We start from the raw sequence: 23622 nt of genomic DNA on the forward strand, positions 1-23622 counted from the left end.
TAATAACAAGGAGAGAGTAATGAAAAACAGTGTTGGCCACTCGCTCAGAAGAAGTGTCACCGCATTGGCAGTTGCGGCGACCTTACTTCCTGCAGCGGCTGCCGCTCAATCACTTGAGCAGGCAGTAGCAACAGCACTGGATACTAACCCGCAAATCAGGCAAGCATTTAATCGCTTTAAAGCAAGCGAAGAGCAAGTTAATCAAGCCAGCGCGGGCTACTATCCAACCATCGATTTTGATGCAGGCATTGGCCGTGAATGGACAGAAAGTCCGTCGACCAGACGAGACTCTGTAATCTACGGGGTCGATGAAGAAGTCGAAATGACTCGACGGGAAATTGGTGTGTCACTTCGTCAGGTGCTTTTCAGTGGCTTTCAAACAACAAACGAAGTCAAACGTACCGAATTTGAAGCCAGCGCTGAACAGTGGACCCTATACGCCACCGCAGAAGACTTGGCACTAGAAGTCTCGCGTGCTTATCTCGAGTTCTTGCGTGCAGAGCAAATAGTAGGGCTCGCACAACATAACTTGGAAAGCCATCAGGTTATCTATGGGCAGGTCAAACAGAAAACGGATTCTGGTCTGGGCTCAACCGCGGACTTATCCCAGGTAACCGGTCGACTGGCTCGTGCTCACTCGAACCTAATCTCAGCACAGAACAACCTCTCTGATGCCAGAATTTCCTATCAGCGCATCGTTAACCGCGCACCAGAAGACACTCGGATTCCCGTGCCGGATGCTGTGATGCTGCCAACCTCGCTCGAATCAGCAATGGAGATGGCAAAAGCATCTCACCCAACGTTAAAAGCCGCGGACAATGACATCAATGCTGCCAAAGCACAGCGTGCCTCAGCCAAAGGAAATTACTACCCACAGGTAACTTTCGATCTGTCCGCCAGTTGGGATGACAATCTGGATGGTAATGACGGAACAACCGCGAACCCATTTGATTCACCAGCCGACGTTGGCGGCAACAATGATGAAATCCTCGCTATGGTTCGCGTTAACTACAACCTGTTCTCTGGTGGCGTAGACAAAGCCCGTGAACGTGAAGCCGCTTACAGTATCAATGAATCAAAAGCAGTTCGGCTTAATGCCTACCGCGACATTGAAGAAGGCACCACCCTGGCTTGGAATGCCCGTGTTTTCCTGAAACAACAAATGCAGTACCTTCGCCAACACGTTGAAGCTTCGACCGAAACACGAAATGCCTATGAGGATCAGTTCAAACTGGGCCAGCGAACATTGATTGATGTGCTGGATTCAGAAAACGAACTTTTCCAGGCGCGTCGTGAGTATCTCACCGCAGAGTACGATGACCTTATCGCCCAATATCGACTGTTGAATGCAACGGGTCAGTTGTTGGCATCACTACGCGTCACCACCCCTGAAGTATGGAAAGGAGACGAAAACTACGAAGGAGGGGTCAAGTAATGAAAAAGGGATTCACTATTCTTTCAGTACTGCTCTTGGCAGGCTGCAGCTCACAAGGCATCGTGACTATGCAAGACACCTCACCACAGGTGAATGAACTGCGTGATCTTGACTATGACGGCGTGATAAAAGCCCGTGAGAAGTGTGATGAAACGCTTCGCGGCGCGGCCGTTGATAACGATGGCTGCCCTCAAGATAAAACCGTAAAGCAAAGCTTTCGCCTGAATGTCACTTTTCCAAATGACTCATCAGAGTTGCGTCCAAGCAACTATGCCAAATTGGAGCAATTGGCTGACTTCCTGAATGATCAGAAGAACGCTTCGGTCACGATTGAGGGTCATGCCAGTAAGGTCGGTAACCCTGCTTATAACCTTACGCTTTCTCAGCGTCGCGCAGATGCTGTTGCAAAAGCTTTGGTCAACGACTTTGATATCGATGCGTCCCGCGTTGATGCTATCGGCTATGGCGACACAGTGCCATTGAACGACGAAGACTCTGAGTATGCACATGACGTGAACCGACGTGTTATGGCCACCCTCTCAGGCAGCTACAGCACCACGGACATGCGCTGGACCATTTTCACGGTCAATTGATTGGTAAAGGCCGGCGCGCTGTGCCGGCCTTTACTTATTGTGTGTTAATTAGAGACTCACTATGTTTACACGACGTTCGCCACTGGTTGGGGTTTACCTGTCGGCAATTTTGTTAGCCTTGTTGTCACTACTCGCCATGCTGTCAAATGGCATTAGTCAACAGCAACAACAATTGACCCGACATGCTGATACCGTTGAAACCCAGTTGACCCAAGTTCTGCCTACCTTGGTGGCTTACTACGACACGGATGCGATTGCACGTATCACGAACGCTACGCTTTCATCTGAACTGACCCAGATAACATTGACCGACCAGGTCACTGCAGAGCAAGGTATTTGGTCAAGGAAAGACGCGGTTGCCCAAACAGACTACTGGTTTCAACAACTCGGTTCGGTGCAGCCTATCGAGCGGGTTATTCCACTGCACCACGACGGTTCAGAGGTGGCGACCTTGACCCTTTCGTTTTCACCAGATTTAGCCAATCAGCAAATTTATCGGGATTTTAATCAGCTAGCGCTTACGCTCGGGGCAACCATTGTCTCCTTGTTAACGGTTTTCACTCTAGCTTTCAATCGGAACAAAAGGGCCATTGCCCACGTAACCAAAACACTGAACAGCCTGGCTGAAAAGGACTTTACGTCATCACAAGCTAAACAACGTTCGGGGGTGAAATCACTGGATGTGGCGCTAGATAACCTCTCCTCTCACATTCAGAGAATGATCCAATCGCTGCATAAAGAGCTGAAAACCCTGAATAACAGTATGATGTACGATACTGCCTCTGGGCTACCAAACCGTCAGTATTTCATCCACCAGCTCAACAGTTGGATGAGCGATGATGAAGGTGTACCGGGTGCAGTGGTGATCGCTAACATGAGTTGGCTTGATACCATTTATCGTCGTTATGGCTATGCCGCTCGTGACGAAACCTGGCGTTTACTGTCGACTTCTTTGCAATCAGCATTCAGCGCTTTACCAAATATCTGTGTGGCGCGCATCAGCGAAACCGAAATTGCGCTAATCCTCCCAGAATGCAGTGAAGAACAAAGTCGCAACGGCCTTCATACACTGATTAGTACCCTCAATAATGAAGTCACCATGGCAGGGTTTGAGACCAATGAAGGTTTCTATGTTGGTGTGGTACATGGTCATGGTCTACCAGGCACTCAACTGATGTCCTTGGCGGATAACGCACTTCAACGCGCCATCAAACACCATGAAGTGTTCGTGTTTAACCGTGGTTCAGAAGAGCAGGTCATCGACCGCGAAACCTGGCGCTCTTTGTTGGATAATGCGCTCAAGAAAAAAGCGGTTCGACTCCTTTCCCAGCCGGTGTATCGCTTATTTGGAGACACAACAGATCCACTGCATAGTGAAGTGTTTACCCAAGCTAACATTGAAGGAACCTGGCAATCCGGCGGAAGATTGATGCCCTATATCCAGCTGTTTGAGAAAGGCGTAGAGTTTGATCGTGTGGTGGTCGAACAGTTGCTAAATCTTCATAAAATTAAACCTATCACCCAGCCTTTAGCCTTAAACCTGACCGATGACAGTCTTGAAAACCGACAATTTATCAGTTGGCTTCAGAATTTGCTGAAAAGTGAACTCCCGGCGGAAAATATTTGCTTTGAGATCAGTGAAGCCAGTGCACGCAATAACCTCACGGCGTGTATCAGCTTCAGTGAAGCAGTCAGACAAACAGGGGCAACAATTGGTATCGATCACTTCGGACGCTATTTACAGGAGGTCGAGTATCTTTCGGTGTTGAAGCCGGGTTATGTCAAGCTGGATCAGGCGCTTAGCCAAAATCAGAATGCACAGAACCGCGTCTTCACGGAAACGCTGGCCAATATCGCGGACTCACAAAACATTACTGTGATTGCCACTGGCGTGAAAGACGATGAAAGCAAGGCAAGGATAAATGCCGACTTCATCGATGCTTATCAAGGTTTTATTCATCCACCAGTGCCGATAACCCCTTCTGAGCAAACCGCATAACGAAGAGAACCCGCTGCAGCGGGTTCTCTTTTAAGGGCGGCTGGGCGATTTATTCGAACCAACAACTCATGATCAGAGCATCTTCCCTGCCAGACGCCGTCGGGTAGTAATCATACCGACGATCAAACTCGTTAAATCCCAAAGCTTCATAAAGCCTGATAGCTGATTGATTGCTCTCACGCACTTCCAACCAGGCCTCTTCCCCACCCGCTTCGCGCATGCAATCAAGAAATGCCTGAAGAAGCTGCTTACCATGTCCTTTTCCTTGAAACTCGGGGCAAACAGCAATATTCAACAATGAGGCTTCGCCTGCCACACATTGGGCAAAGAAGTAGCCAATCAGTTGATTATCTATAACCAATACGCGGTTACAGCCAAATTTGGCTTCTGGTTTTCTAAGCAGGCTTTCAGCCCAGGGGTGGCTATGAGCGGTTTGTTCAATACGCACGACTTCGTCCAACCACTGGCTGTCCATCGGAAGGATTTCAGGATTCATATTGCTTTATCTGCTGCCAAAGTTGTTTCTTGGCAAGTTGATCATTGTCGAGTACGGCGAGTGAAGGTGACGTTAACATCTTCACCCCGTCAATATCTGTTTGTTGAGTACCTGCAAACCAACACCAATCCAGCTGGTGCTTTCCAAGCAAATTAACTGCCTGCGGCGGAAGATAAAGGGCCTGTTCAACAGATAATTTCATGCTGGCAAGCACCTTACTGAATAGCCAAGCTTCCTGTTCACTGGGCTGAGCATCACACACCAGCAGCAGTTTACAATGTTCAGGCAGAGAAACAGGCTGAGGGGCTAAGTCGGGATAGCACTCAGGTCGTCGGATATCCCATACCGTGATCCCCATTTCCTTCAGTCTTTGTAAATCGTTCATGCCGCTTTCACTCATTCTGCCGTGTGTACAAATGCTATCAAAGGCCAAGAGTAAACAACACAAAGAAAAAGAGCTGCTACCGCAGCCCTTAGTGTTTTTGGGGTACATTGGAATGATCTACAGCGCATCAAACTCTTGGCAATAAGCCACTTCACCACGCGCTTCGTCAAATACTCCTGGCGTAAATTCAAACGCCATAAAGGCCTCTGCAGGTACATCCCATTTACAGCTAAGGCCAAAATCCTCAGCTGGCTTAAAACCAAATCGGCTGTAGTAAGCCGGGTCGCCCAACACCACACAAGCGGGATAACCAAACTCGTTCAGCGTATCAAATCCTTCACGGACGAGCTGGGCCGCAATCCCCTGTTGACGATAACCGGGATGCACACACAAAGGCGCTAAGCCTTGAACGCCAGTATCGGTTTCACCAACCAGCACCGGGCTGAACATTAGGTGTCCAACCACTTCGCCATCATCATTACACGCCACCAGCGACAAGGTGTTATGGCCATTCTCCCGCAGCGCACGGACCAAAGCAGCTTCTGCCTCGGTCGGAAATACGTTTTTCAGCAGTCTATCAATGGCCAGCTGATCAGCCAGCGCTTCAGATCTTATGAGCATATTGGGCCTCGTTGACATTGGGTGTCGATTGTAGCCCTTTTTGTACGAAATCTGCCAATGTAAATAGTGCCTGGCGCAATCCAGAAGGCAGTGAATCCAAGTCGACGCTATCCATCAGGTTTTTCACTTCCAGTCCCAGTTCAGTATCGCCTTCGATCAATAATCGACGCTGGAAGAACAGAGTGTCTGGATCTTCCTTGCGTGCTGCGATGAGGATCAGATCATTGAGGTCACCGCTAAATCGCACATCTGCATTGTCGATATGGCTACGTACCATCAGTTTTTCATCTTCAAAGCTGATAAAGCTCTTCATATCAATATCGCGAACATGCACTTCGAGCCAGCGGTTTTCGAGAAACTCAAACTCACCATCATCCAAAGCTTCATGGAAAACGTGCTTCAACGTTTCAAGCATCACTTTTTGCTGAATAGAAGCAGGAAGGAGCTTAACAGGAAAGCGCAGAAAATTAGGTGCCTGCTGCACCAGCGTTGCATGGAGTTTGTCGAACAAAGTGGTGTTCCAATATGAATAAGCCAAAAGTAATCGACATTTTATGACACTGCTCGCGTGTTTTTTCATGCCCTGAGTCAAAAAACAAAGCTCTTTCCCATAAAGGTTTAACGTTATGCTCTCACATTATATAGTGTTGTCTCAATTATGGAGTTTAATTTAGATAAAGCTTTACGAGCTACAATGTATGGTGCCTAAATGCCAGTTGAGCAGTTGACCTATTGGTTTTCACGTCTTACTCAAAACAGTCCATTTCTCTTTGCCGTTCTCGATAAAAATCACCAATACCTCTGGGTGAGCCAGCGCTATTGTGAAATCAGCGGTCTGGATCAAGAAGAACTGGTGGGAAAACAGGATAGGGAAATTCTTGGCTCCAATTTTTATGAAGCACTAAAGCCTCACTATATGCGAGCTTTTAATGGCGAAGCGTCGGAAGGTGAGATCATATTGAATGATGGTGTTCATGATTCGAGCTTCCACTTCAGCGTCACGCCACTGACCAATAGCGAATGGGCAGATGGCGCTGTGATTTTCCATGCTGCTGATACCTCAGAGCGACAGGTACTCACCAGCGCCTTGGAATCATCAGAAAGCCGTTTTGACAACCTTTGTCAGTTGGTTGGCGATGGGTGTTGCGTGCTGGACGGCGGTATCATTCTGAGTGCTAACCACCATGCGGTGAAACTTCTGGGATTCGACAACCAGAATGAAATTCTTGGCGAGGACATCGAAAACCTTTTGGTGCCACCGGTGAAAGGGCAATCTGTTTTCACTTCATTGACCTTGCTAAAGCCAGGTCAACAACTGGTTTGCCAGACAAAAGGCGCTGGCGACAATCTGGCACCAATTAATATTTCTTACGGCTCGATCAGCCTGCTTGGCGGCAGTGGTGCTCTCATTACGCTCTCCCGCACGGGGGTAGTCTCCGATCACAAGCAAACCATCGAGAAGCTGGCACAGTTTGATGCTCTAACCGGACTTTACAATCGCCATGGTTTCTCACGACGCCTGGAGCAGCTCATCAAAAGCAATACGCCGCTTCTGATGTTCTATCTTGATGTTGACAATTTCAAAAATATCAACGACTCCCTCGGACACCACATTGGTGACCGCGTCTTGCAGGACATCGCACAACGTCTCCGTAAACAACTTCCTTCCGATACTATTTTAGGTCACCTTGGCGGCGATGAATTCGCGGTTTTACTCCCCGAGCCAAGTAGCCCTGACGTTGCTGAAGAACTGTCACAGTGCGTCGTAGACGTCATTAGTCAGCCGTTCGACCTCTACCATTTCAGTAAGTACCTCGCCTGCTCTATTGGGATGGTGAAATTCCCAGGTGACGGTAAGGATGCGCGCAGCCTGCTTCAGAATGCCGATACCGCGATGTACGAAGCCAAAGAACAAGGCCGCAACCGCATAGTGACCTACAACCAGCACATGAACAAAGAAGCGCGCATGCGTTTATGGCTGGAAATTGAGCTCCAAAAAGCGCTGCAAAACAATGGGCTGGAAGTCTGGTACCAACCCAAGGTCAACGCCAAAGACTACACCATCAATGGTGCTGAAGCGCTGGTGCGCTGGAAACACCCAGTGGAGGGTTACATCAGCCCAGGGCGCTTTATTCCAGTCGCTGAGCGCTCCGGTATGATTGAGCTGCTGGGTCGCAATGTGATGCGAGAAGTCTTCCAAACCGTCCGTCGCTGGCAAAATATGAAAGTACTGCCGGGCCGAGTGGCCATCAACCTGTCACCACAGCAGTTTCGTAACCCGAACCTAACCTCGCACATGAAAAAGCTGCAAGCAGCAACCCAAACCGATCCGTCACTGATCACTTTCGAGCTGACAGAAAGTGCGGTGATGAACGATGGCGAGCATGCGATCCAGATGCTGAATGCCATCAAGGAGCTGGGCTTCTCACTGTCGATTGATGATTTTGGTACCGGCTACTCCTCTCTGTCATATCTTGCCAAGTTCCCGCTTGATGAGATTAAGATTGACCGCGCATTTATCTGCGATATGGAGACCTTCCCCAAGCAGGTTACCTTGATTGAAAATATCATCAATCTGGGCCGCTCGCTGAACATGTCCGTGGTGGCGGAAGGTGTGGAATCCGGTAAGCAGGCCAGTGTGCTTGCCAATCTGAAGTGCGACACGATTCAGGGGTTTCACTTCTATAAACCGATGCCACGTGAAGAATTTGAAGCCTTACTGATTAATAACCGCAAAGCGAAAATCGCGTCTTAACAACGCGGAAAAAAACAAATACCACAGAGGCGCCATTGGCGCCTCTTTCTATCTCTCGTCCGTTTGTTGGCGCTAACCTGCCTTACATCAAAACCCTCTCCCCCAACTCTGCCTACAATTCAGGGCTTATCAAGACCATCACCCGAAACAGTAACCAGCCTGATGCTGACCACACAATGTGGGGAGAAATATGGAATTGCTTTGCCCAGCAGGTAACCTTCCTGCTCTGAAAACCGCCATCGATAATGGTGCGGATGCGGTATACATTGGATTTAAAGACGGCACCAATGCCCGTCACTTTGCAGGTCTGAACTTTGACGGAAAGAAGCTGGAAAAAGCCGTTTCTTACGTTCACGACCGCAAGAAACATATCCATGTTGCGCTTAACACTTTTGCGCATCCTGATGGCTTTCATCGCTGGATAGATGCGGTGGATGCTGCGGTGGATCTTGGCGTTGATGCACTGATCATCGCCGATCTTGCTGTACTTGATTACGCCGCCACCAAACATCCTGACATGGAAATTCACCTATCGGTACAGGCATCAGCCACCAACAGTGCCGCCATCCAATTCTATAAAGATCACTTCAATGTTAAGCGGGTTGTGTTGCCACGCGTGCTTTCCATGCATCAGGTAAAACAACTGTCTCGCACCACAGACGTGGATTTGGAAGTGTTCGCGTTCGGCAGCTTGTGCATCATGTCAGAGGGGCGCTGCTACCTATCCTCCTACCTGACAGGTGAATCGCCGAACACCGTCGGCGCATGTTCACCCGCTAAATACGTTCGCTGGCAGGAAACCGCGGAAGGCTTAGAATCGCGTCTGAATGATATTCTGATCGATCGTTACCAAACCGGTGAAAACGCAGGCTACCCTACGCTGTGTAAAGGCCGTTTTGTCACCAACGGTGAGCCCTTCCACGCGCTGGAAGAGCCCACCAGCCTAAACACCCTGTCGATTCTGCCTGACCTGTTTGAAGCAAACATCGCGTCAGTGAAAATCGAAGGCCGTCAGCGCAGCCCTGCCTATGTTGAGCAGGTCACCCGCACTTGGCGTCAGGCTATCGACAGCTATCAACGCAATCCGAGCAGTTATCAGGTGCAGCCTCAATGGAACCAGTGCCTGGACAGCGTTTCCGAAGGTGCACAGACCACCCTTGGCGCTTATCACCGTAAATGGCAGTAAAGGAGACTCCTATGAAATACTCACTTGGCCCACTCCTCTACTTCTGGCAAAAAAACCATGTTGAAACCTTCTATCAAAAAGCAGTGATGAGCGATGCCGACATCATTTATCTTGGTGAAACAGTATGCTCCAAGCGACGTGAGATTCGCCCCGCAGACTGGATGAACTTGGCTCGCGAGCTGGCATCCAGCGGCAAACAAGTCGCACTTTCCACCATGGCGCTGCTGGAAGCGCCAAGTGAAGTAAAAGTGATGCAGACCTACATCGACAATGGTGAATTCATTGTTGAAGCCAATGATGTCTCTGCCATACAACTGGCCTATGAAAAAGGTCTTTCCTTTGTCGCAGGGCCTGCACTTAACCTTTATAACGCACAGGCACTTCAAGTGATGCTGAAAAAAGGTATGACCCGCTGGTGTATGCCTGTTGAGTTATCACGCGAATGGCTGCACAAAGTGCTGACGGAAGCTGAGACGATGGGGATTCGCGATAAATTTGAGGTGGAAGTTTTCTCTTACGGCAATCTGCCACTGGCCTATTCCGCCCGCTGTTTCAGCGCACGTGCTGAGAACCGTCCAAAGGATAAATGCGAGACCTGCTGTATCAATTATCCGCAAGGTCTTGAAGTAAAAAGTCAGGAAAACCAGTCTTTGTTTACCCTGAACGGTATCCAGACCCAGTCCGGCTATTGCTATGACCTGAGCGCAGATACTGCATCGATGGAAGGCTTGGTGGATGTCGTTCGCATCAGTCCGCAAAGCGAAGCAACGCTGGACGTGCTTGCTGGCTTTAAACGTGGAGAGTCAGGCTTTGCACCGAAAAGTCACTTCTGCAATGGTTACTGGCACAGTATTGAAGGGATGGCGACACAGCTTTAAGCCGCCTGCAAAAACGAAGAAGCCGCAAACGCGGCTTTTCTTTGTCTAACAACTATCATGAAGATGGCGGGTGACTCAGATCGTAAGCGATACGGCTCAACTCCAACATGGAGTAGCGGTGCTCAACGAAATCATACACATTGCCAGACATTGCCAGCTTATAAAGGGCCACGGCAGAGTTGATATCTCCCTGCGCCTGATAACGCTTGGCGAGGTAGAAGTAACCTTCACAGAGTCTTTCCGCGAGCTGGGCATTGTCGGTGCTGGTATTCATCACTTCACGGAAGAAAGCATCTTCACTGATGTCGTCCAGGTACATTCTTGCCAGCAACCACCCCCAATCAAGTTTGTCTGAGTGATCATAACGCGCTTTCAGCCCTTGCTGCGCTTTTTCCTGACCATCTTTTTCCAACTCGGCGAGGTATAGCCACAATGCGCGATAGGCGTCATTCTCGTTATCAGTGTAATGCTTGAGCAGATCGCGGACAGCCAGTTCGTAACGACCACCGTAATACAAAGCAATACCACGGTTCCGCTCAGCAGACTGGTGCTGCTCGTTCAGTTCAAGGCTGGAGTCGAAAGCTTCATAGGCGGCGTCATACATGCCGCTTTGGGTGAAATAGACACCTAGGATGTTAAACACATCCGGCTGGGCTGGGTTATAGGAAAGTGAACGGTTGAAATCCAGACGAGCCAGATCACGAAGACCCAGACTGTCATTGATCAGTCCACGCTCGTAGAAAAGCTGTGCCCTGTCTTTTTCAGTTAAATCATCACGCAGTAAAATCTGGTCAATTCGCGCCAGCTGCACTTCCTGCTGCGTGGTTGGCTGCAGTGGTACCGCCATTGGCAGCATGTGCCAAGGCTGGTTATTATTCACCGAATTGCCCGAGGTCGCACAGCCTGATAACAGCAGTACAGAGCCTAGAACCGTCAGTGGCAGCCAGTTAAGTTTTCGCATTCGCGCTTCTCTCCTGAAAAACAAAAAGGGGGCATAGCCCCCTTTGTTATACCGTGTTTCACGCTAAAGCGTAAACCGTTATGCGTCAGCTTCTGGCTGTGCGTCAGTTTCCGAAGCATCTGGCGCTTGCTCTACCGCTTCTTTCATTGACAGACGGATACGACCCTGACGGTCGATTTCCAGAACCTTAACCTGTACTTCCTGACCCATTTCAACGTAGTCAGACACTTTCTCGATGCGCTTATCAGCCACTTGAGAAATGTGTACCAGGCCTTCTTTGGTACCGATAACAGACACGAAGCAACCGAAATCTACGATACGGGTGACTTTACCGGTGTAGATACGACCTACTTCCACTTCTGCAGTCAGCGCTTCGATGCGCGCGATAGCCGCTTTCGCTTTCTCGCCGTCGGTTGCTGCGATCTTCACAGTACCGTCGTCTTCGATTTCGATTGTGGTTTCAGTTTCTTCAGTCAGCGCACGGATAACCGCACCGCCTTTACCGATAACATCTTTGATCTTCTCTGGGTTGATCTTGATGGTATGGATACGTGGTGCGAACTCAGAGATATCGTCACGTGCAGAAGAAATAGCCTGATCCATCACGCTCAGGATGTGTAGACGCGCACCTTTTGCTTGGTTCAGAGCGATCTGCATGATCTCCTTGGTGATACCTTCGATCTTGATGTCCATCTGCAGGGCAGTTACACCGTCGTCAGTACCTGCTACTTTGAAGTCCATGTCGCCCAGGTGGTCTTCGTCACCCAGAATGTCAGACAGAACAACAAAGTCTTCGCCTTCTTTCACAAGACCCATCGCGATACCCGCAACAGATTTCTTGATTGGCACACCTGCGTCCATCAGCGCCAGCGATGAACCACAAACAGAAGCCATTGAAGAAGAACCGTTAGATTCAGTGATTTCAGATACTACGCGAACTGTATACGGGAACTCTTCCTGAGATGGCATCACTGATTGGATACCACGCTTCGCCAGTTTACCGTGGCCGATTTCGCGACGTTTAGGAGAACCAACAAAGCCGGTCTCACCTACACAGTACGGAGGGAAGTTGTAGTGGAACAGGAAGTTATCTGTTGTTTCACCAGTGATTGAGTCGATGATTTGCGCATCACGCTGAGTACCCAGAGTTGCCGTTACCAGCGCCTGGGTTTCACCACGGGTGAACAGAGAAGAACCGTGGGTACGTGGCAGAACGCCAGTACGAACGTCCAATGCACGAACCATGTCTTTCTCACGGCCGTCGATACGTGGTTCGCCAGCAATGATACGGCTACGTACTACGTTCTTCTCAAGGCTGTAAAGCATGCCTTGGATTTCACGTGCGTCCAGCGTCTCGTCTTGCTCAAGCAGTTGCTCTTTCACGCTTGACTTGATTTCGCCAACACGGTCGTAACGCGCCATTTTCTCAGTGATTTGGTACGCTTCGGTGAATTGTGCCTCAGCCAGTTCAGCAACACGCGCTTTCAGCTCAGTGTTTACTTCTGGTGCAGTCCAATCCCAAGCTGGAGTAGCAACTTCTGCTGCGAACTCGTTAATAGCCTGAATAACCACTTGCTGTTGATCGTGACCGAACACAACCGCTTGCAGCATTTGCTCTTCAGACAGACGGTCAGCTTCTGATTCAACCATCAGAACTGCGCCTTCAGTACCAGCAACAACCAGATCCAGACGGCTGTTCTCAAGCTCAGTGTTGCTTGGGTTCAGTACCAACTCATCGTTGATGAAACCAACGCGCGCAGCACCGATTGGGCCGTTAAATGGGATACCAGAAATCGCCAGCGCCGCAGAAGTACCAATCATGGTCACGATGTCTGGGCTAACGTTCGGGTTTACAGAAACCACAGTCGCGATAACCTGCACTTCGTTTTTGAAGTTGTCAGGGAACAGCGGACGAATTGGACGGTCGATCAGACGTGCTGTCAGGGTTTCGCCTTCAGAAGGACGACCTTCACGCTTGAAGAAACCACCTGGGATTTTACCTGCCGCGTAAGTACGCTCTTGGTAGTTCACAGTCAGAGGGAAGAAGTCTTGACCTTCAACCGCTTCTTTTTTACCAACAACAGAAACGAATACCGAAGTATCGTCCATGCTAACCATAACTGCAGCAGTCGCCTGGCGAGCCATTACGCCAGTTTCCAAAGTCACGGTGTGGTTACCGTACTGGAACGTTTTTACGATTGGATTCACGAGAGATTCCTTGTAGTTGTGCGCGAATACGCGCGGTTTTACTTTTCTTTCAAAGGTCTCACCAATCGCGACTAATGAGAAAGTTTTCGCCTTGGCTGGAAAGCTTTCTCAATAGTCGCGACCTGATGGTCGACTTCGTTGACTGTGAGTCCGATGAAAGCGCCAACATTATACACGGCTACACGATGAACGGTAACGTGAGACCGTAAGTTTCGTGCGTAAATGCCACAAAAATCTACGGATGTTGAAGGTTTATCCGCAATCGCCCTTTTAGGCATTGTGAGGAGAGCGCACCGAAGGCTAAGCCTAGTCGAAGGGAGGAGGTTTCGGGGAGCAAAAACGAGAAAAGGAGCCACAAGGGCTCCTTTTCGGAATGCGATACTTAAAAGCCAGAGGCTTATTAGCGGCGCAGACCCAGACGCTTGATCAGCTCCAGGTAACGGTCAGCATCTTTACCTTTCAGGTAGTCAAGAAGCTTACGACGGCGAGAAACCATGCGCAGCAGACCGCGACGGCTGTGGTGGTCACCTTTGTGCTCAGCGAAGTGGCCTTGCAGGTGGTTGATAGAAGCAGTCAGCAGAGCTACTTGTACTTCTGGAGAACCAGTATCGTTTGCGCCTTGCGCGTATTCAGCAACGATTTCTGCTTTAGTTTCTGCATTCAGAGACATAGTCTTTTCCTAAATGTAAAAGGTTTTAATTTGTGTCAGCCAATCTCTGATTCAGCCGACACCCGAGGCGGCGAATTCTACAGCGATTCCCAACATAAGGCAACCGCCGCAGGCTTCATCACGCCATAAATTTATACGTCGTGCGTACGCACCAAACGGCGCGGCTTCAACATGCCCTCAGCATCGATTTCACCGACACCGATAAAGCTATTGTCTTCCCCCATGGTCACACGGACAACTTCGCCTTCTGCTGGCGCATTGGGAATCTGAACCGCTTGGCCTTGCAGTGCGTAACTCGCCACCACTGGCAGCAGGTTCACTTCACGCAAATCCTGTACAGCAGTATCCAGTGGCAGAAGCAATGGATCCAGCAGCTCACGCGGCTGAATGTCTTGCTCGCGCGCTTGTTCAAGCAGCGCCTCCAGTTGCTCAAGCGTCACCATTTTCTCGTATGGATAGCCTGAAACGCCGGTACGACGCAGCATAGTCACGTGTGCACCACAGCCCAGCATTTCGCCCAGATCGTCAACGATAGTGCGGATGTAAGTGCCTTTCGAGCAATGGACCTCCATCTCAACTTCCTGGCCTTCAAAGCGCAGCAGTGAGATTTCGTACACAGTGATCTTACGGGCTTCACGCGGGACTTCGATACCTTTGCGGGCATATTCGTACAGCGGCTTACCTTCGTACTTCAATGCTGAGAACATCGAAGGTACCTGCATGGTTTCACCGCGGAACGACGCTATGCTGCGCTCCAGATCGCCAAGGCTCACTTTTACTTCGCGGGTTTCGACCACTTCACCGTCAGAATCTGAGGTGTTCGTGCGCTCACCAAGCTTGGCAATCACACGGTAGCGTTTGTCAGAATCGAGAAGGAACTGTGAAAACTTGGTCGCTTCACCGAAGCAAATTGGCAGCATACCTGTTGCCAGTGGATCCAAGGCACCGGTATGGCCTGCTTTTTCAGCGAAGTAGATGTTTTTTACTTTCTGTAGCGCGGAGTTCGATGTAATGCCTGTCGGCTTATCCAGCAGGATAATGCCGTCAACAGGGCGTCCGCGACGACGAGGACGGCGACCCATTACTCTTCTTCTCCGTTTTCATCCACACGGCGCTCTTCGTCTGATTTCACGGCTTGAGAAACCAGGTTAGAGATACGCATACCTTCTGTCAGTGATTCATCAAAAAAGAAAGTAATTTCTGGCGTGACGCGCAGACGGATAGCTTTGCCCAGCAGGCTTCGGATGTAGCCAGTTGCTTCTTGAAGCGCTTCCAGACCACCTAGTGGGGTTTGCTCACCCATGGTCAGGAAAGTCACGAATACTTTTGCGTAAGCCAGATCACGGGACACTTCTACGCCGGAAACTGTGACCATACCAATGCGTGGGTCTTTAATTTCGCGTTGCAGGATCAGGGCAATTTCTTTTTGCAGCTGCTGCGACACGCGTTGAGTGCGGCTAAATTCTTTTGCCATAACGCTCTTCTCTCATAAGAAATGGGGGGAAAGCGCTGAGCGCTTCCCCCCATGGTGTTTATAAACAACCTGTTACAGTCGGTTATTATTCGATAGTACGTTTCACTTCGACGATTTCGAATACTTCGATTTGGTCGCCTACACGTACATCGTTGTAGTTCTTAACGCCGATACCACACTCGTAACCTTTCGCCACTTCTTGTACGTCGTCTTTAAAGCGACGCAGTGACTCAAGCTCACCTTCGTAGATAACCACGTTATCGCGCAGTACGCGGATTGGGTTGTTTCGCTTGATGGTACCTTCAGTAACCATACAGCCTGCGATTGCGCCCAGTTTCGGTGACTTAAACACGTCACGTACTTCTGCCAGACCCATGATTTCTTGTTTGAACTCAGGTGCCAGCATGCCGCTCATCGCTTGTTTCACTTCGTCGATCAGTGCGTAAATCACTGAGTAGTAACGAAGATCCAAGCTTTCAGCGTCGATGGTCTTACGTGCAGATGCATCAGCACGTACGTTAAAGCCAACCAGAATCGCGTTCGATGCCGCTGCCAGTACTGCGTCAGTTTCAGTGATTGCGCCCACACCAGAGCCTACAATCTTCACTTTCACTTCGTCAGTAGACAGTTTCACCAGTGAATCAGCAATCGCTTCAACCGAACCTTGTACGTCTGCTTTCAGAACGATGTTCAGTTCAGACACTTCGCCTTCAGCCATGTTGGAGAACATGTTCTCCAGCTTCGCTTTCTGCTGGCGAGCCAGTTTCACGTCGCGGAACTTGCCTTGGCGGTACAGTGCAACTTCACGTGCTTTACGCTCGTCACGTACAACAGTCGCTTCGTCACCTGCTTGAGGAACACCTGACAGTCCCAGGATCTCCACAGGGATAGAAGGACCTGCTTCTTCAATCTCTTTACCGTTCTCGTCGCGCATCGCACGAACACGACCATATTCCAGGCCACACAGAACGATATCGCCACGCTTCAGCGTACCTTCCTGAACCAGAACAGTTGCGACTGGGCCACGGCCTTTATCCAGACGTGATTCAACAACCACACCGCTCGCCATACCGTCACGTACTGCTTCAAGCTCCAGTACTTCTGATTGCAGCAGGATAGCTTCCAGCAGCGCATCAATGTTGATGCCTTGTTTCGCAGAAACGTGAACAAACATGTTCTCGCCGCCCCAGTCTTCCGGGATAACGTTGTGCTGTGCCAGCTCATTCTTCACTTGGTCAGGGTTAGCTGCTTCTTTATCGATCTTGTTCACTGCAACAATCAGAGGAACTTCAGCCGCTTTCGCGTGCTGGATTGCCTCGATAGTCTGTGGCATTACGCCATCGTCTGCAGCAACAACAAGAACAACGATGTCCGTTGCTTTCGCACCACGAGCACGCATAGACGTAAACGCTGCGTGTCCAGGAGTATCCAGGAAGGTGATCATGCCATTGTCGGTTTCAACGTGGTATGCACCAATGTGCTGGGTAATACCACCCGCTTCGCCCGATGCAACGTGCGCTTTACGGATGTAGTCCAGCAGCGACGTCTTACCGTGGTCAACGTGACCCATGATGGTAACAACAGGAGCACGTGGTTCGCGCTGAGCGTCGCCGTCACGATCTGACAGTACCGCTTCTTCCAGCTCGTTTTCTTTGCGAAGAACAACCTTGTGGCCCATTTCTTCAGCAACCAGTTGTGCGGTTTCCTGATCGATAACCTGGTTGATGGTTGCCATAGCACCCATCTTCATCATGGCCTTGATCACTTCAGTCGCTTTAACCGCCATCTTGTTTGCCAGTTCAGCAACAGTGACGGTTTCGCCGATTTCTACATCACGGGTAACTTTCTGAGCAGGCTTCTGGAAGCCGTGCTGCATTGAGGTTGGCTTAGCCATACGGCCTTTGATCTTTCCGCCCTTACCACCGCGTGGACGAGAAGATGAAGAGTCATCTTTCTCTTGTGCTGATTTTTTCTTCTTACGACGACGTGGTGCAGCTTCTTGACGGCGATCTGCCTCATCTTCTGCTTCACGTGCGTATTTCGACGTCGTGGTGTGGTGATCAGCTGTTTCCATTACTTCAACAGCAGCTGCGTCTTGTTGACTCCAGCGCTCTTCGTTCAATTCTGCCATTTTGCGTGCCTCTTCTAGCTGGCGCTGACTTTCTTCTTCAGCTTTACGCTTGGCTTCCTCTTCCTGGCGACGCTTGAGTTCATCAGCTTCTTTCTTTGCTTGCGCCTCAGCTGCTTCACGAGCTGCGGTTTCTTCCGCAGTTTCGTTCGAAGCTTTTGCTTTCTCAGCCGCAATACGTGCTTTTTCTTCTGCTTCGCGCTTAGCTTTTTCTTCAGCCTCACGCTTTGCTTTCTCTTCAGCTTCACGTTTCGCTGCTTCTTCAGCTTCGCGACGTGCCTTTTCCTCGGCTTCGCGTTGTGCTGCTTCTTCAGCTTCACGTTGTGCAGCTTCCTGCGCTACACGCTGTTCTTCCAGATCACTGCGCTTCACGTAGGTGCGCTTTTTACGCACTTCTACCTGAACATCCTTACTCTTTCCGCCAGCACCTGAAACACTCAATGTGCTGCGTTTTTTGCGCTGTAGCGTCAGTCGAGTTGGAGCGCTACCATCATCGCCGTGCTCACGCTTAAGGTGAGCGAGCAAGGTTTGTTTCTCATCCTGGCTAACTTGGTCGTCTGCCGATTTCTGAATGCCTGCATCTTGAAATTGCTTCAGCAAACGTTCTACCGGCGTATCAATCTCACTCGCCAGTGCTTTAACTGTAACCTCTGACATTCTGCTCCTCCTTTGCTGCGCTTAAGCTTCGTCGCTGAACCAGCAAATATTGCGAGCGGCCATGATCAGCTCGCCCGCTTTAACTTCATCCATTCCCTCGATATCCAGAAGATCATCTGTGCCTTGGTCAGCCAGATCTTCCAGAGTACAGATGCCTTTCGCAGCCAGGCGGAACGCAACTTCGCGATCCAAGCCTTCCAGACCCAACAGGTCTTCCGCAGGCTCAGCACCTTCAAGGATTTCTTCTTTTGCCAACGCAATGGTGGTCAGTGCTTCTTTCGCACGGCTACGCAGTTCTTCAACTGTGTCTTCATCCAGACCATTGATTTCCAACAATTCTGCAGCTGGTACGTAAGCCACTTCTTCCAGAGTGGTGAAACCTTCTTCAACCAGCACTGCTGCGAAGTCTTCATCGATGTCCAGATGCTTGCTGAACAGGTCGATAGACTGGCCTGCTTCTTCCTGGTGTTTCTTCTGAAGATCTTCCACGGTCATCACGTTCAGTTCCCAGCCAGTCAGCTGAGACGCCAAACGCACATTTTGACCATTGCGGCCAATAGCCTGTGCCAGGTTGTCTGCTTCAACAGCGATATCCATCGTGTGAGTGTCTTCATCCACGATGATGGAAGCAACGTCTGCCGGTGCCATTGCGTTGATAACAAATTGCGCTGGGTTGTCGTCCCACAGCACGATGTCGATACGCTCGCCGCCTAACTCACCAGATACTGCCTGAACACGCGCACCACGCATACCCACACACGCACCTACTGGGTCGATACGCTTGTCGTTGGTTTTCACCGCGATTTTTGCACGAGAGCCCGGGTCGCGAGCCGCGCCCATCACTTCGATCATCTCTTCGCCGATTTCTGGCACTTCAATGCGGAACAGTTCGATCAGCATTTCTGGCTTTGAACGGGTCATGAAAAGCTGGAAACCGCGCGCTTCTGGGCGTACAGCATACAGCAAACCACGAACGCGGTCGCCTGGGCGGAAGTTTTCACGTGGCAGTTGATCGTCACGCTGGATTGCCGCTTCTGCGTTGTTACCCAGGTCGACGATAATCACATCGCGATTAACTTTCTTAACCACACCGGTGATCAGCTCACCTTCGTTGTCCATGAACTGCTCAACCACTTGAGCACGCTCTGCTTCACGTACTTTCTGCACGATCACTTGCTTCGCAGTTTGGGTCGTGATGCGGTCGAACGTCACTGATTCGATTTCGTCTTCAACGAAACCACCCAGATCCAGTGTCTCATCTTCAAATTGTGCCGCTTCCAACGTGATTTCACGCGTTGGTAGCGCCACTTCTTCTACCACCAACCAGCGGCGGAATGTGTCAAACTCACCAGTTTTACGATCGATAGCAACACGTACATCGATGTCAGCTTCGTATTTTTTCTTTGTAGCTGTAGCCAGCGCCGTTTCCAGTGCTTCAAAAATGCGCTCACGTGGAACTGCTTTTTCGTTGGATACCGCTTCTACGACAGCCAAGATTTCTTTGTTCATGAACTAATGCCTCATTTAACCTTAAAATGAAGGAACCAGGTTGGCCTTGGCTATATTGCTCAGGGCGAACGCTTCTTCGTTGCCATCGACCTTGATGGTGACGGTTTCGCCTTCGACAGAAAGAATTTCACCTTTCCACTTGCGGCGGTTCTGCATGGCCATCTTCAGCACAATGTTCACTTCGTGGCCAACAAAGCGCTGATAATGTTCTGCTTTAAACAGTGGTCGCTCCAAACCAGGAGACGACACTTCCAGGTTGTAAGCCACAGTAATTGGATCTTCGACGTCCATTACTGCGCTAACCTGGCGGCTAACTTCAGCACAGTCTTCAACTGTGATGCCGTTTTCGTGATCAATATAGATACGAAGGGTGGAGTGTTGTCCCGCACGAACAAACTCGAGCCCGACCAGTTCGTAATCTAATGCCTCTACAGGCGCTTCAAGCAAGGCGTGAAGCTGTTTCTCTAGTCCGGTCATACAAACCCCAGAAATAAAAAAAGGGCCTAAAAGCCCAGTTATCCATCCGAATGGTCATCTTCAGATAACAAAAAACCCCGAATTTCGGGGTTTAATGTAACTGGACCCTGATGTCATGATTTCTCATGACCAGTGACTGTTTTGGTCTCTATAAACAATCACCTCAAAGTGGTTGCGGGGGCCGGATTTGAACCGACGACCTTCGGGTTATGAGCCCGACGAGCTACCAAGCTGCTCCACCCCGCGTCCGAACGGCGCACATTATATCGTCGCCTCATGCACTATTTCAAGTGCCATGGCCTTATTCAGGACTTTTAAATCTGGTGCTGAGAGCGGGACTTGAACCCGCACGCCTGTTAAGGCACTGCCCCCTCAAGACAGCGTGTCTACCAATTCCACCACCTCAGCGAAAGGTATTAATTAGGGATGTCGTTGTTGTTACTAACAGCTGGCACATCACCTGACTGAACTTGTTCCACTGGAACACTCAAGTCATCGTATTCTCCGCCTGCTTCTGTCTGCTTTGCAGTCAGGTTACCTAGCACCAGGCTGAGAATGAAAAATATCGTCGCGAAGATCGCGGTCATTCGGGTGAGGAAGTTTCCAGAGCCGCCAGAGCCAAACACAGTGTTTGATGCTCCAGCCCCAAATGAGGCTCCCATATCTGCGCCTTTACCTTGTTGAACCAGTACCAGGCCAATGACAGCAAGTGCGGCCAACAGATAAATCACAAGTAGAATTTCGTACATGGGTTCCACCTATGTTCCAAATTGTTGAGCCAGATGACCAATTCAAGTTCACCAGCGCAACTCCCATCATTGGGAGCGGGAGAATACTAACGAATGCCAGCAGGTGAAACAAGTGAAAAATGCAAAAAAACAGGACTTTTCATTTCGTTTGCACATCTTGTGACCAACCGGACGCTCCCGCCCCTTCACCATCCCTGTAAGGATTCGGAAATTAGCAGTTTGCTTTCACCGCATCTGCAATTTCCAATGCGTAGGCTTTTACGTCCTCCGCATTTTCGCCTTCCACCATAACGCGGATCAGCGGTTCAGTGCCAGACTTACGCAGCAACACGCGACCTGTCTCGCCAAGTTTAGCTTCCACAGACGCTTTCGCTGACAACACGGCGTCGGACTCCAGAGGGTTGCTAGCGCCGCTGAAACGCACGTTTTCAAGCACTTGTGGGAACATGCTCATGCCATCGCACAGCTCTTTAAGCGACATACCGGTACCGACAACACTTGCCAGTACTTGCAACGCAGCCACAATCGCATCACCGGTCGTCACTTTATCCAGCAAAATGACATGGCCTGAGTTTTCAGCGCCGATTTTCCAGCCGTTTTCCAGCAGCTTTTCCATCACATAGCGGTCACCCACTTTGGCACGGGTGAACGGAATGCCGAGGTTTTTCAGCGCCAATTCCATGCCCATGTTGGTCATCAAGGTACCCACCACCCCGCCTTTCAACTCACCACGGCGCAATGACTCACGGGCGATGATATAGGCAATCTGATCACCATCGACTTTATTGCCTTCATGGTCAACCATGATCACGCGGTCACCATCACCATCAAAGGCTACACCCATCATAGCTTGCTCTTCGACAACACGAGCCTGCAACGCACGTACATCGGTCGCGCCTACTTCATCGTTAATATTGGTACCATTCGGCTCAACACCCATCGCGATGACATCGGCACCCAACTCTTTAAACACAGATGGTGCGATGTGATAGGTCGCACCATGAGCACAGTCGATAACTATCTTCATTCCCTTCAAGTTCATATCAGACGGGAAGGTGCCTTTGCAGAACTCGATATAACGGCCAGCGGCATCGACAATACGTTTTGCCTTACCCAGTTGCGCTGACTCTACGCACATTAGTGGCTGTTCAAGCTCTGCTTCAATCGCAAGCTCGATGGCATCCGGCAGTTTGGTTCCTTCAGATGAGAAGAACTTGATGCCGTTATCGTAGTAAGGGTTGTGTGAAGCTGAAATCACAATACCCGCTTCAGCACGGAATGTTTGTGTGAGGTAAGCGATTGCTGGAGTAGGCATTGGTCCCGTAAATGCAGCCTGCAGACCTGCAGCTGAAAGCCCAGCCTCCAACGCGGATTCCAACATGTAGCCAGAAATACGAGTATCTTTACCAATCAGTACTTTCTTGGTGCCCTGCTGACTCAGTATCCGACCAGCTGCCCAGCCAAGCTTAAGGATGAAGTCTGGCGTGATCGGGAATTGACCCACTTTACCGCGAACACCGTCGGTGCCAAAGTACTTACGTTCTGTCATTGTGTATCTCCAAATAAACCCGCTGCTTCTCGCATTGTGTTCACAACACGGACGACATCGGAGGTTTCAGCCACGTCATGAACGCGGATGATTTGAGCCCCTTTCAAAGCAGCAATGGTGGCGCAAGCTAAGCTCCCCCCGAGAATCTCAGTGGGGGATTTTTCTAATAATTTAAAAATCATAGACTTTCGTGACATTCCCGCCAGAACCGGTAGGCCAAATCGATGAAAGTCTTCCAGCTTTGCAAGTAGCTGGTAGTTATGTTTCAGTGTTTTCCCAAAGCCAAATCCCGGATCAAGAATAACCTTGCTCTTTTCAATTCCTGCCACTTCACACGCCTTCAATCGAGCATCAAAGAAGCTAAAAACATCTCCAAACAAATCGTCGTAGGTTGGATTGGTTTGCATGGTGCGCGGTTGTCCCTGCATATGCATCAGGCAAACGGGCACATTGGCTTTTGCTGCCTCTTCCAATGCCTGCGGCTCCTGAAGAGCACGTACATCATTGATAATATCGGAACCGGAAGCCACGGCTTCACGCATAACTCCTGCTTTACTGGTATCTATAGATATCCAACAATCAAAGCGAGAACGAATAGCTTCAATAGCAGGAATCACACGTTCCAACTCATCTTCCAAGGAAACGTCTACGGCACCAGGACGGGTCGATTCACCGCCAATATCCAAAATAGTTGCGCCTGCTTTTAGCATGGCTTCGGCGTGCAGGAGAGCGGTATCTAACCGGTTGAATTTTCCGCCATCAGAAAACGAATCCGGCGTCACGTTGAGGATCCCCATCACCTGTGGTGAAGAAAGATCGAGGGTTTTATTTTTGCTGACGAGTTTCATATGAGGGCTTTGTTCGGGCAGAGAATCTTCTACAGATAAAAGAA

The 23622-nt window shown here is 49.9% G+C and carries 21 protein-coding genes, 2 tRNA genes and 1 pseudogene; 7 read left to right on the forward strand and 17 right to left on the reverse strand.

Translation table 11 applies throughout. The annotated features are described in order from the left end of the window. Nucleotides 1–19: 19 nt before the first annotated feature. The 3 genes from GMA8713_RS03955 to GMA8713_RS03965 all read left to right on the forward strand — a co-directional run bounded on the left by GMA8713_RS03955 (nt 20) and on the right by GMA8713_RS03965 (nt 4027). Complete coding sequence (locus tag GMA8713_RS03955) at nt 20–1435, forward strand: TolC family outer membrane protein (RefSeq protein ID WP_062705931.1); 1416 nt, start codon at nt 20–22, stop codon at nt 1433–1435. Continuing rightward, a complete protein-coding gene (locus GMA8713_RS03960) occupies nt 1435–2028 on the forward strand; it encodes an OmpA family protein (RefSeq protein ID WP_062705934.1) in 594 nt (197 codons plus the stop codon). Before GMA8713_RS03955 ends, GMA8713_RS03960 begins: the two co-directional genes overlap by 1 nt. A 61-nt stretch (nt 2029–2089) precedes the next feature. Continuing rightward, nucleotides 2090–4027 carry an EAL domain-containing protein gene (locus tag GMA8713_RS03965; RefSeq protein WP_062705937.1) on the forward strand — a complete coding sequence of 646 codons (1938 nt, stop codon included), beginning with the start codon at nt 2090–2092 and terminating at the stop codon, nt 4025–4027. A gap of 49 nt (nt 4028–4076) precedes the next feature. On the opposite strand, the gene rimI is transcribed toward GMA8713_RS03965, so the two are convergent. From rimI to ubiT, 4 genes are all read right to left on the reverse strand, one after another. Then, a complete protein-coding gene (gene rimI / locus GMA8713_RS03970) occupies nt 4077–4523 on the reverse strand; it encodes a ribosomal protein S18-alanine N-acetyltransferase (protein ID WP_062705939.1) in 447 nt (148 codons plus the stop codon). Further along, nucleotides 4513–4908, reverse strand: coding sequence for a DNA polymerase III subunit psi (locus GMA8713_RS03975; RefSeq protein ID WP_062705942.1), 396 nt, complete (start codon nt 4906–4908; stop codon nt 4513–4515). The genes rimI and GMA8713_RS03975 overlap by 11 nt, the downstream gene beginning before the upstream one ends. Nucleotides 4909–5025: 117 nt before the next feature. Further along, nucleotides 5026–5529 (reverse strand): GNAT family N-acetyltransferase, encoded by a 504-nt coding sequence (locus GMA8713_RS03980; protein WP_062705946.1) that lies wholly within the window; start codon nt 5527–5529, stop codon nt 5026–5028. Further along, nucleotides 5513–6040 carry a ubiquinone anaerobic biosynthesis accessory factor UbiT gene (gene ubiT, locus GMA8713_RS03985; RefSeq protein ID WP_062706158.1) on the reverse strand — a complete coding sequence of 176 codons (528 nt, stop codon included), beginning with the start codon at nt 6038–6040 and terminating at the stop codon, nt 5513–5515. Before ubiT ends, GMA8713_RS03980 begins: the two co-directional genes overlap by 17 nt. Before the next feature lie 198 nt (nt 6041–6238). Here ubiT and GMA8713_RS03990 point away from each other — a divergent pair, with 198 nt between their 5' ends. The 4 genes from GMA8713_RS03990 to GMA8713_RS04000 are packed head-to-tail and all read left to right on the forward strand — an operon-like array spanning nt 6239 to nt 10348. Next, nucleotides 6239–8284, forward strand: a complete 2046-nt coding sequence (locus GMA8713_RS03990) for a sensor domain-containing protein (RefSeq protein WP_062705948.1) — start codon at nt 6239–6241, stop codon at nt 8282–8284. A gap of 35 nt (nt 8285–8319) precedes the next feature. Next, a complete protein-coding gene (locus tag GMA8713_RS27225; RefSeq protein WP_157515466.1) occupies nt 8320–8514 on the forward strand; it encodes a hypothetical protein in 195 nt (64 codons plus the stop codon). Continuing rightward, on the forward strand, nt 8475–9470 hold the full coding sequence (gene ubiU / locus GMA8713_RS03995; protein WP_062705951.1) for a ubiquinone anaerobic biosynthesis protein UbiU: 996 nt from the start codon (nt 8475–8477) through the stop codon (nt 9468–9470). Before GMA8713_RS27225 ends, ubiU begins: the two co-directional genes overlap by 40 nt. Nucleotides 9471–9481: 11 nt before the next feature. Continuing rightward, entirely contained in the window at nt 9482–10348 is an 867-nt protein-coding gene (locus GMA8713_RS04000; protein WP_062705954.1) for a U32 family peptidase, read from the forward strand. Between the two features lie 55 nt (nt 10349–10403). On the opposite strand, the gene nlpI is transcribed toward GMA8713_RS04000, so the two are convergent. The 13 genes and pseudogenes from nlpI to folP all read right to left on the reverse strand — a co-directional run bounded on the left by nlpI (nt 10404) and on the right by folP (nt 23578). Beyond that, the gene (nlpI, locus tag GMA8713_RS04005; RefSeq protein WP_062705956.1) at nt 10404–11309 is read right to left on the reverse strand and encodes a lipoprotein NlpI; all 906 of its coding nucleotides are present in this window, start codon (nt 11307–11309) and stop codon (nt 10404–10406) included. A gap of 78 nt (nt 11310–11387) precedes the next feature. Continuing rightward, nucleotides 11388–13517: a polyribonucleotide nucleotidyltransferase gene (gene pnp / locus GMA8713_RS04010; RefSeq protein WP_062705959.1), complete on the reverse strand. Its 2130-nt coding sequence runs from the start codon at nt 13515–13517 to the stop codon at nt 11388–11390. Between the two features lie 400 nt (nt 13518–13917). Further along, nucleotides 13918–14187, reverse strand: a complete 270-nt coding sequence (gene rpsO, locus GMA8713_RS04020) for a 30S ribosomal protein S15 (protein WP_062705965.1) — start codon at nt 14185–14187, stop codon at nt 13918–13920. A gap of 131 nt (nt 14188–14318) precedes the next feature. Further along, nucleotides 14319–15269: a tRNA pseudouridine(55) synthase TruB gene (gene truB, locus GMA8713_RS04025; protein ID WP_062705968.1), complete on the reverse strand. Its 951-nt coding sequence runs from the start codon at nt 15267–15269 to the stop codon at nt 14319–14321. After that, entirely contained in the window at nt 15269–15661 is a 393-nt protein-coding gene (rbfA, locus tag GMA8713_RS04030; protein WP_062705971.1) for a 30S ribosome-binding factor RbfA, read from the reverse strand. Before rbfA ends, truB begins: the two co-directional genes overlap by 1 nt. A gap of 85 nt (nt 15662–15746) precedes the next feature. Beyond that, nucleotides 15747–18446, reverse strand: coding sequence for a translation initiation factor IF-2 (infB, locus tag GMA8713_RS04035; protein WP_062705974.1), 2700 nt, complete (start codon nt 18444–18446; stop codon nt 15747–15749). A gap of 21 nt (nt 18447–18467) precedes the next feature. Continuing rightward, nucleotides 18468–19955, reverse strand: a complete 1488-nt coding sequence (nusA, locus tag GMA8713_RS04040) for a transcription termination factor NusA (RefSeq protein WP_062705976.1) — start codon at nt 19953–19955, stop codon at nt 18468–18470. 21 nt (nt 19956–19976) lie between these two features. Then, nucleotides 19977–20432, reverse strand: coding sequence for a ribosome maturation factor RimP (rimP, locus tag GMA8713_RS04045; protein ID WP_002540328.1), 456 nt, complete (start codon nt 20430–20432; stop codon nt 19977–19979). Nucleotides 20433–20601: 169 nt separating this feature from the next. Further along, nucleotides 20602–20678 (reverse strand) — tRNA-Met (locus GMA8713_RS04050). A gap of 75 nt (nt 20679–20753) precedes the next feature. Then, nucleotides 20754–20840: transfer RNA gene (locus tag GMA8713_RS04055), tRNA-Leu, on the reverse strand. A 101-nt stretch (nt 20841–20941) separates the two neighbouring features. Further along, nucleotides 20942–21181: pseudogene (secG, locus tag GMA8713_RS04060) on the reverse strand (preprotein translocase subunit SecG); the annotation flags it as partial. A 211-nt stretch (nt 21182–21392) separates the two neighbouring features. Continuing rightward, nucleotides 21393–22730, reverse strand: coding sequence for a phosphoglucosamine mutase (glmM, locus tag GMA8713_RS04065; protein WP_062705980.1), 1338 nt, complete (start codon nt 22728–22730; stop codon nt 21393–21395). Beyond that, nucleotides 22727–23578 (reverse strand): dihydropteroate synthase, encoded by an 852-nt coding sequence (folP, locus tag GMA8713_RS04070; RefSeq protein ID WP_062705983.1) that lies wholly within the window; start codon nt 23576–23578, stop codon nt 22727–22729. Before folP ends, glmM begins: the two co-directional genes overlap by 4 nt. Between the last annotated feature and the right edge of the window lie 44 nt (nt 23579–23622).

It is taken from the genome of Grimontia marina, from assembly GCF_900060185.1.
Classification (GTDB): Bacteria; Pseudomonadota; Gammaproteobacteria; order Enterobacterales; family Vibrionaceae; genus Enterovibrio; species Enterovibrio marinus.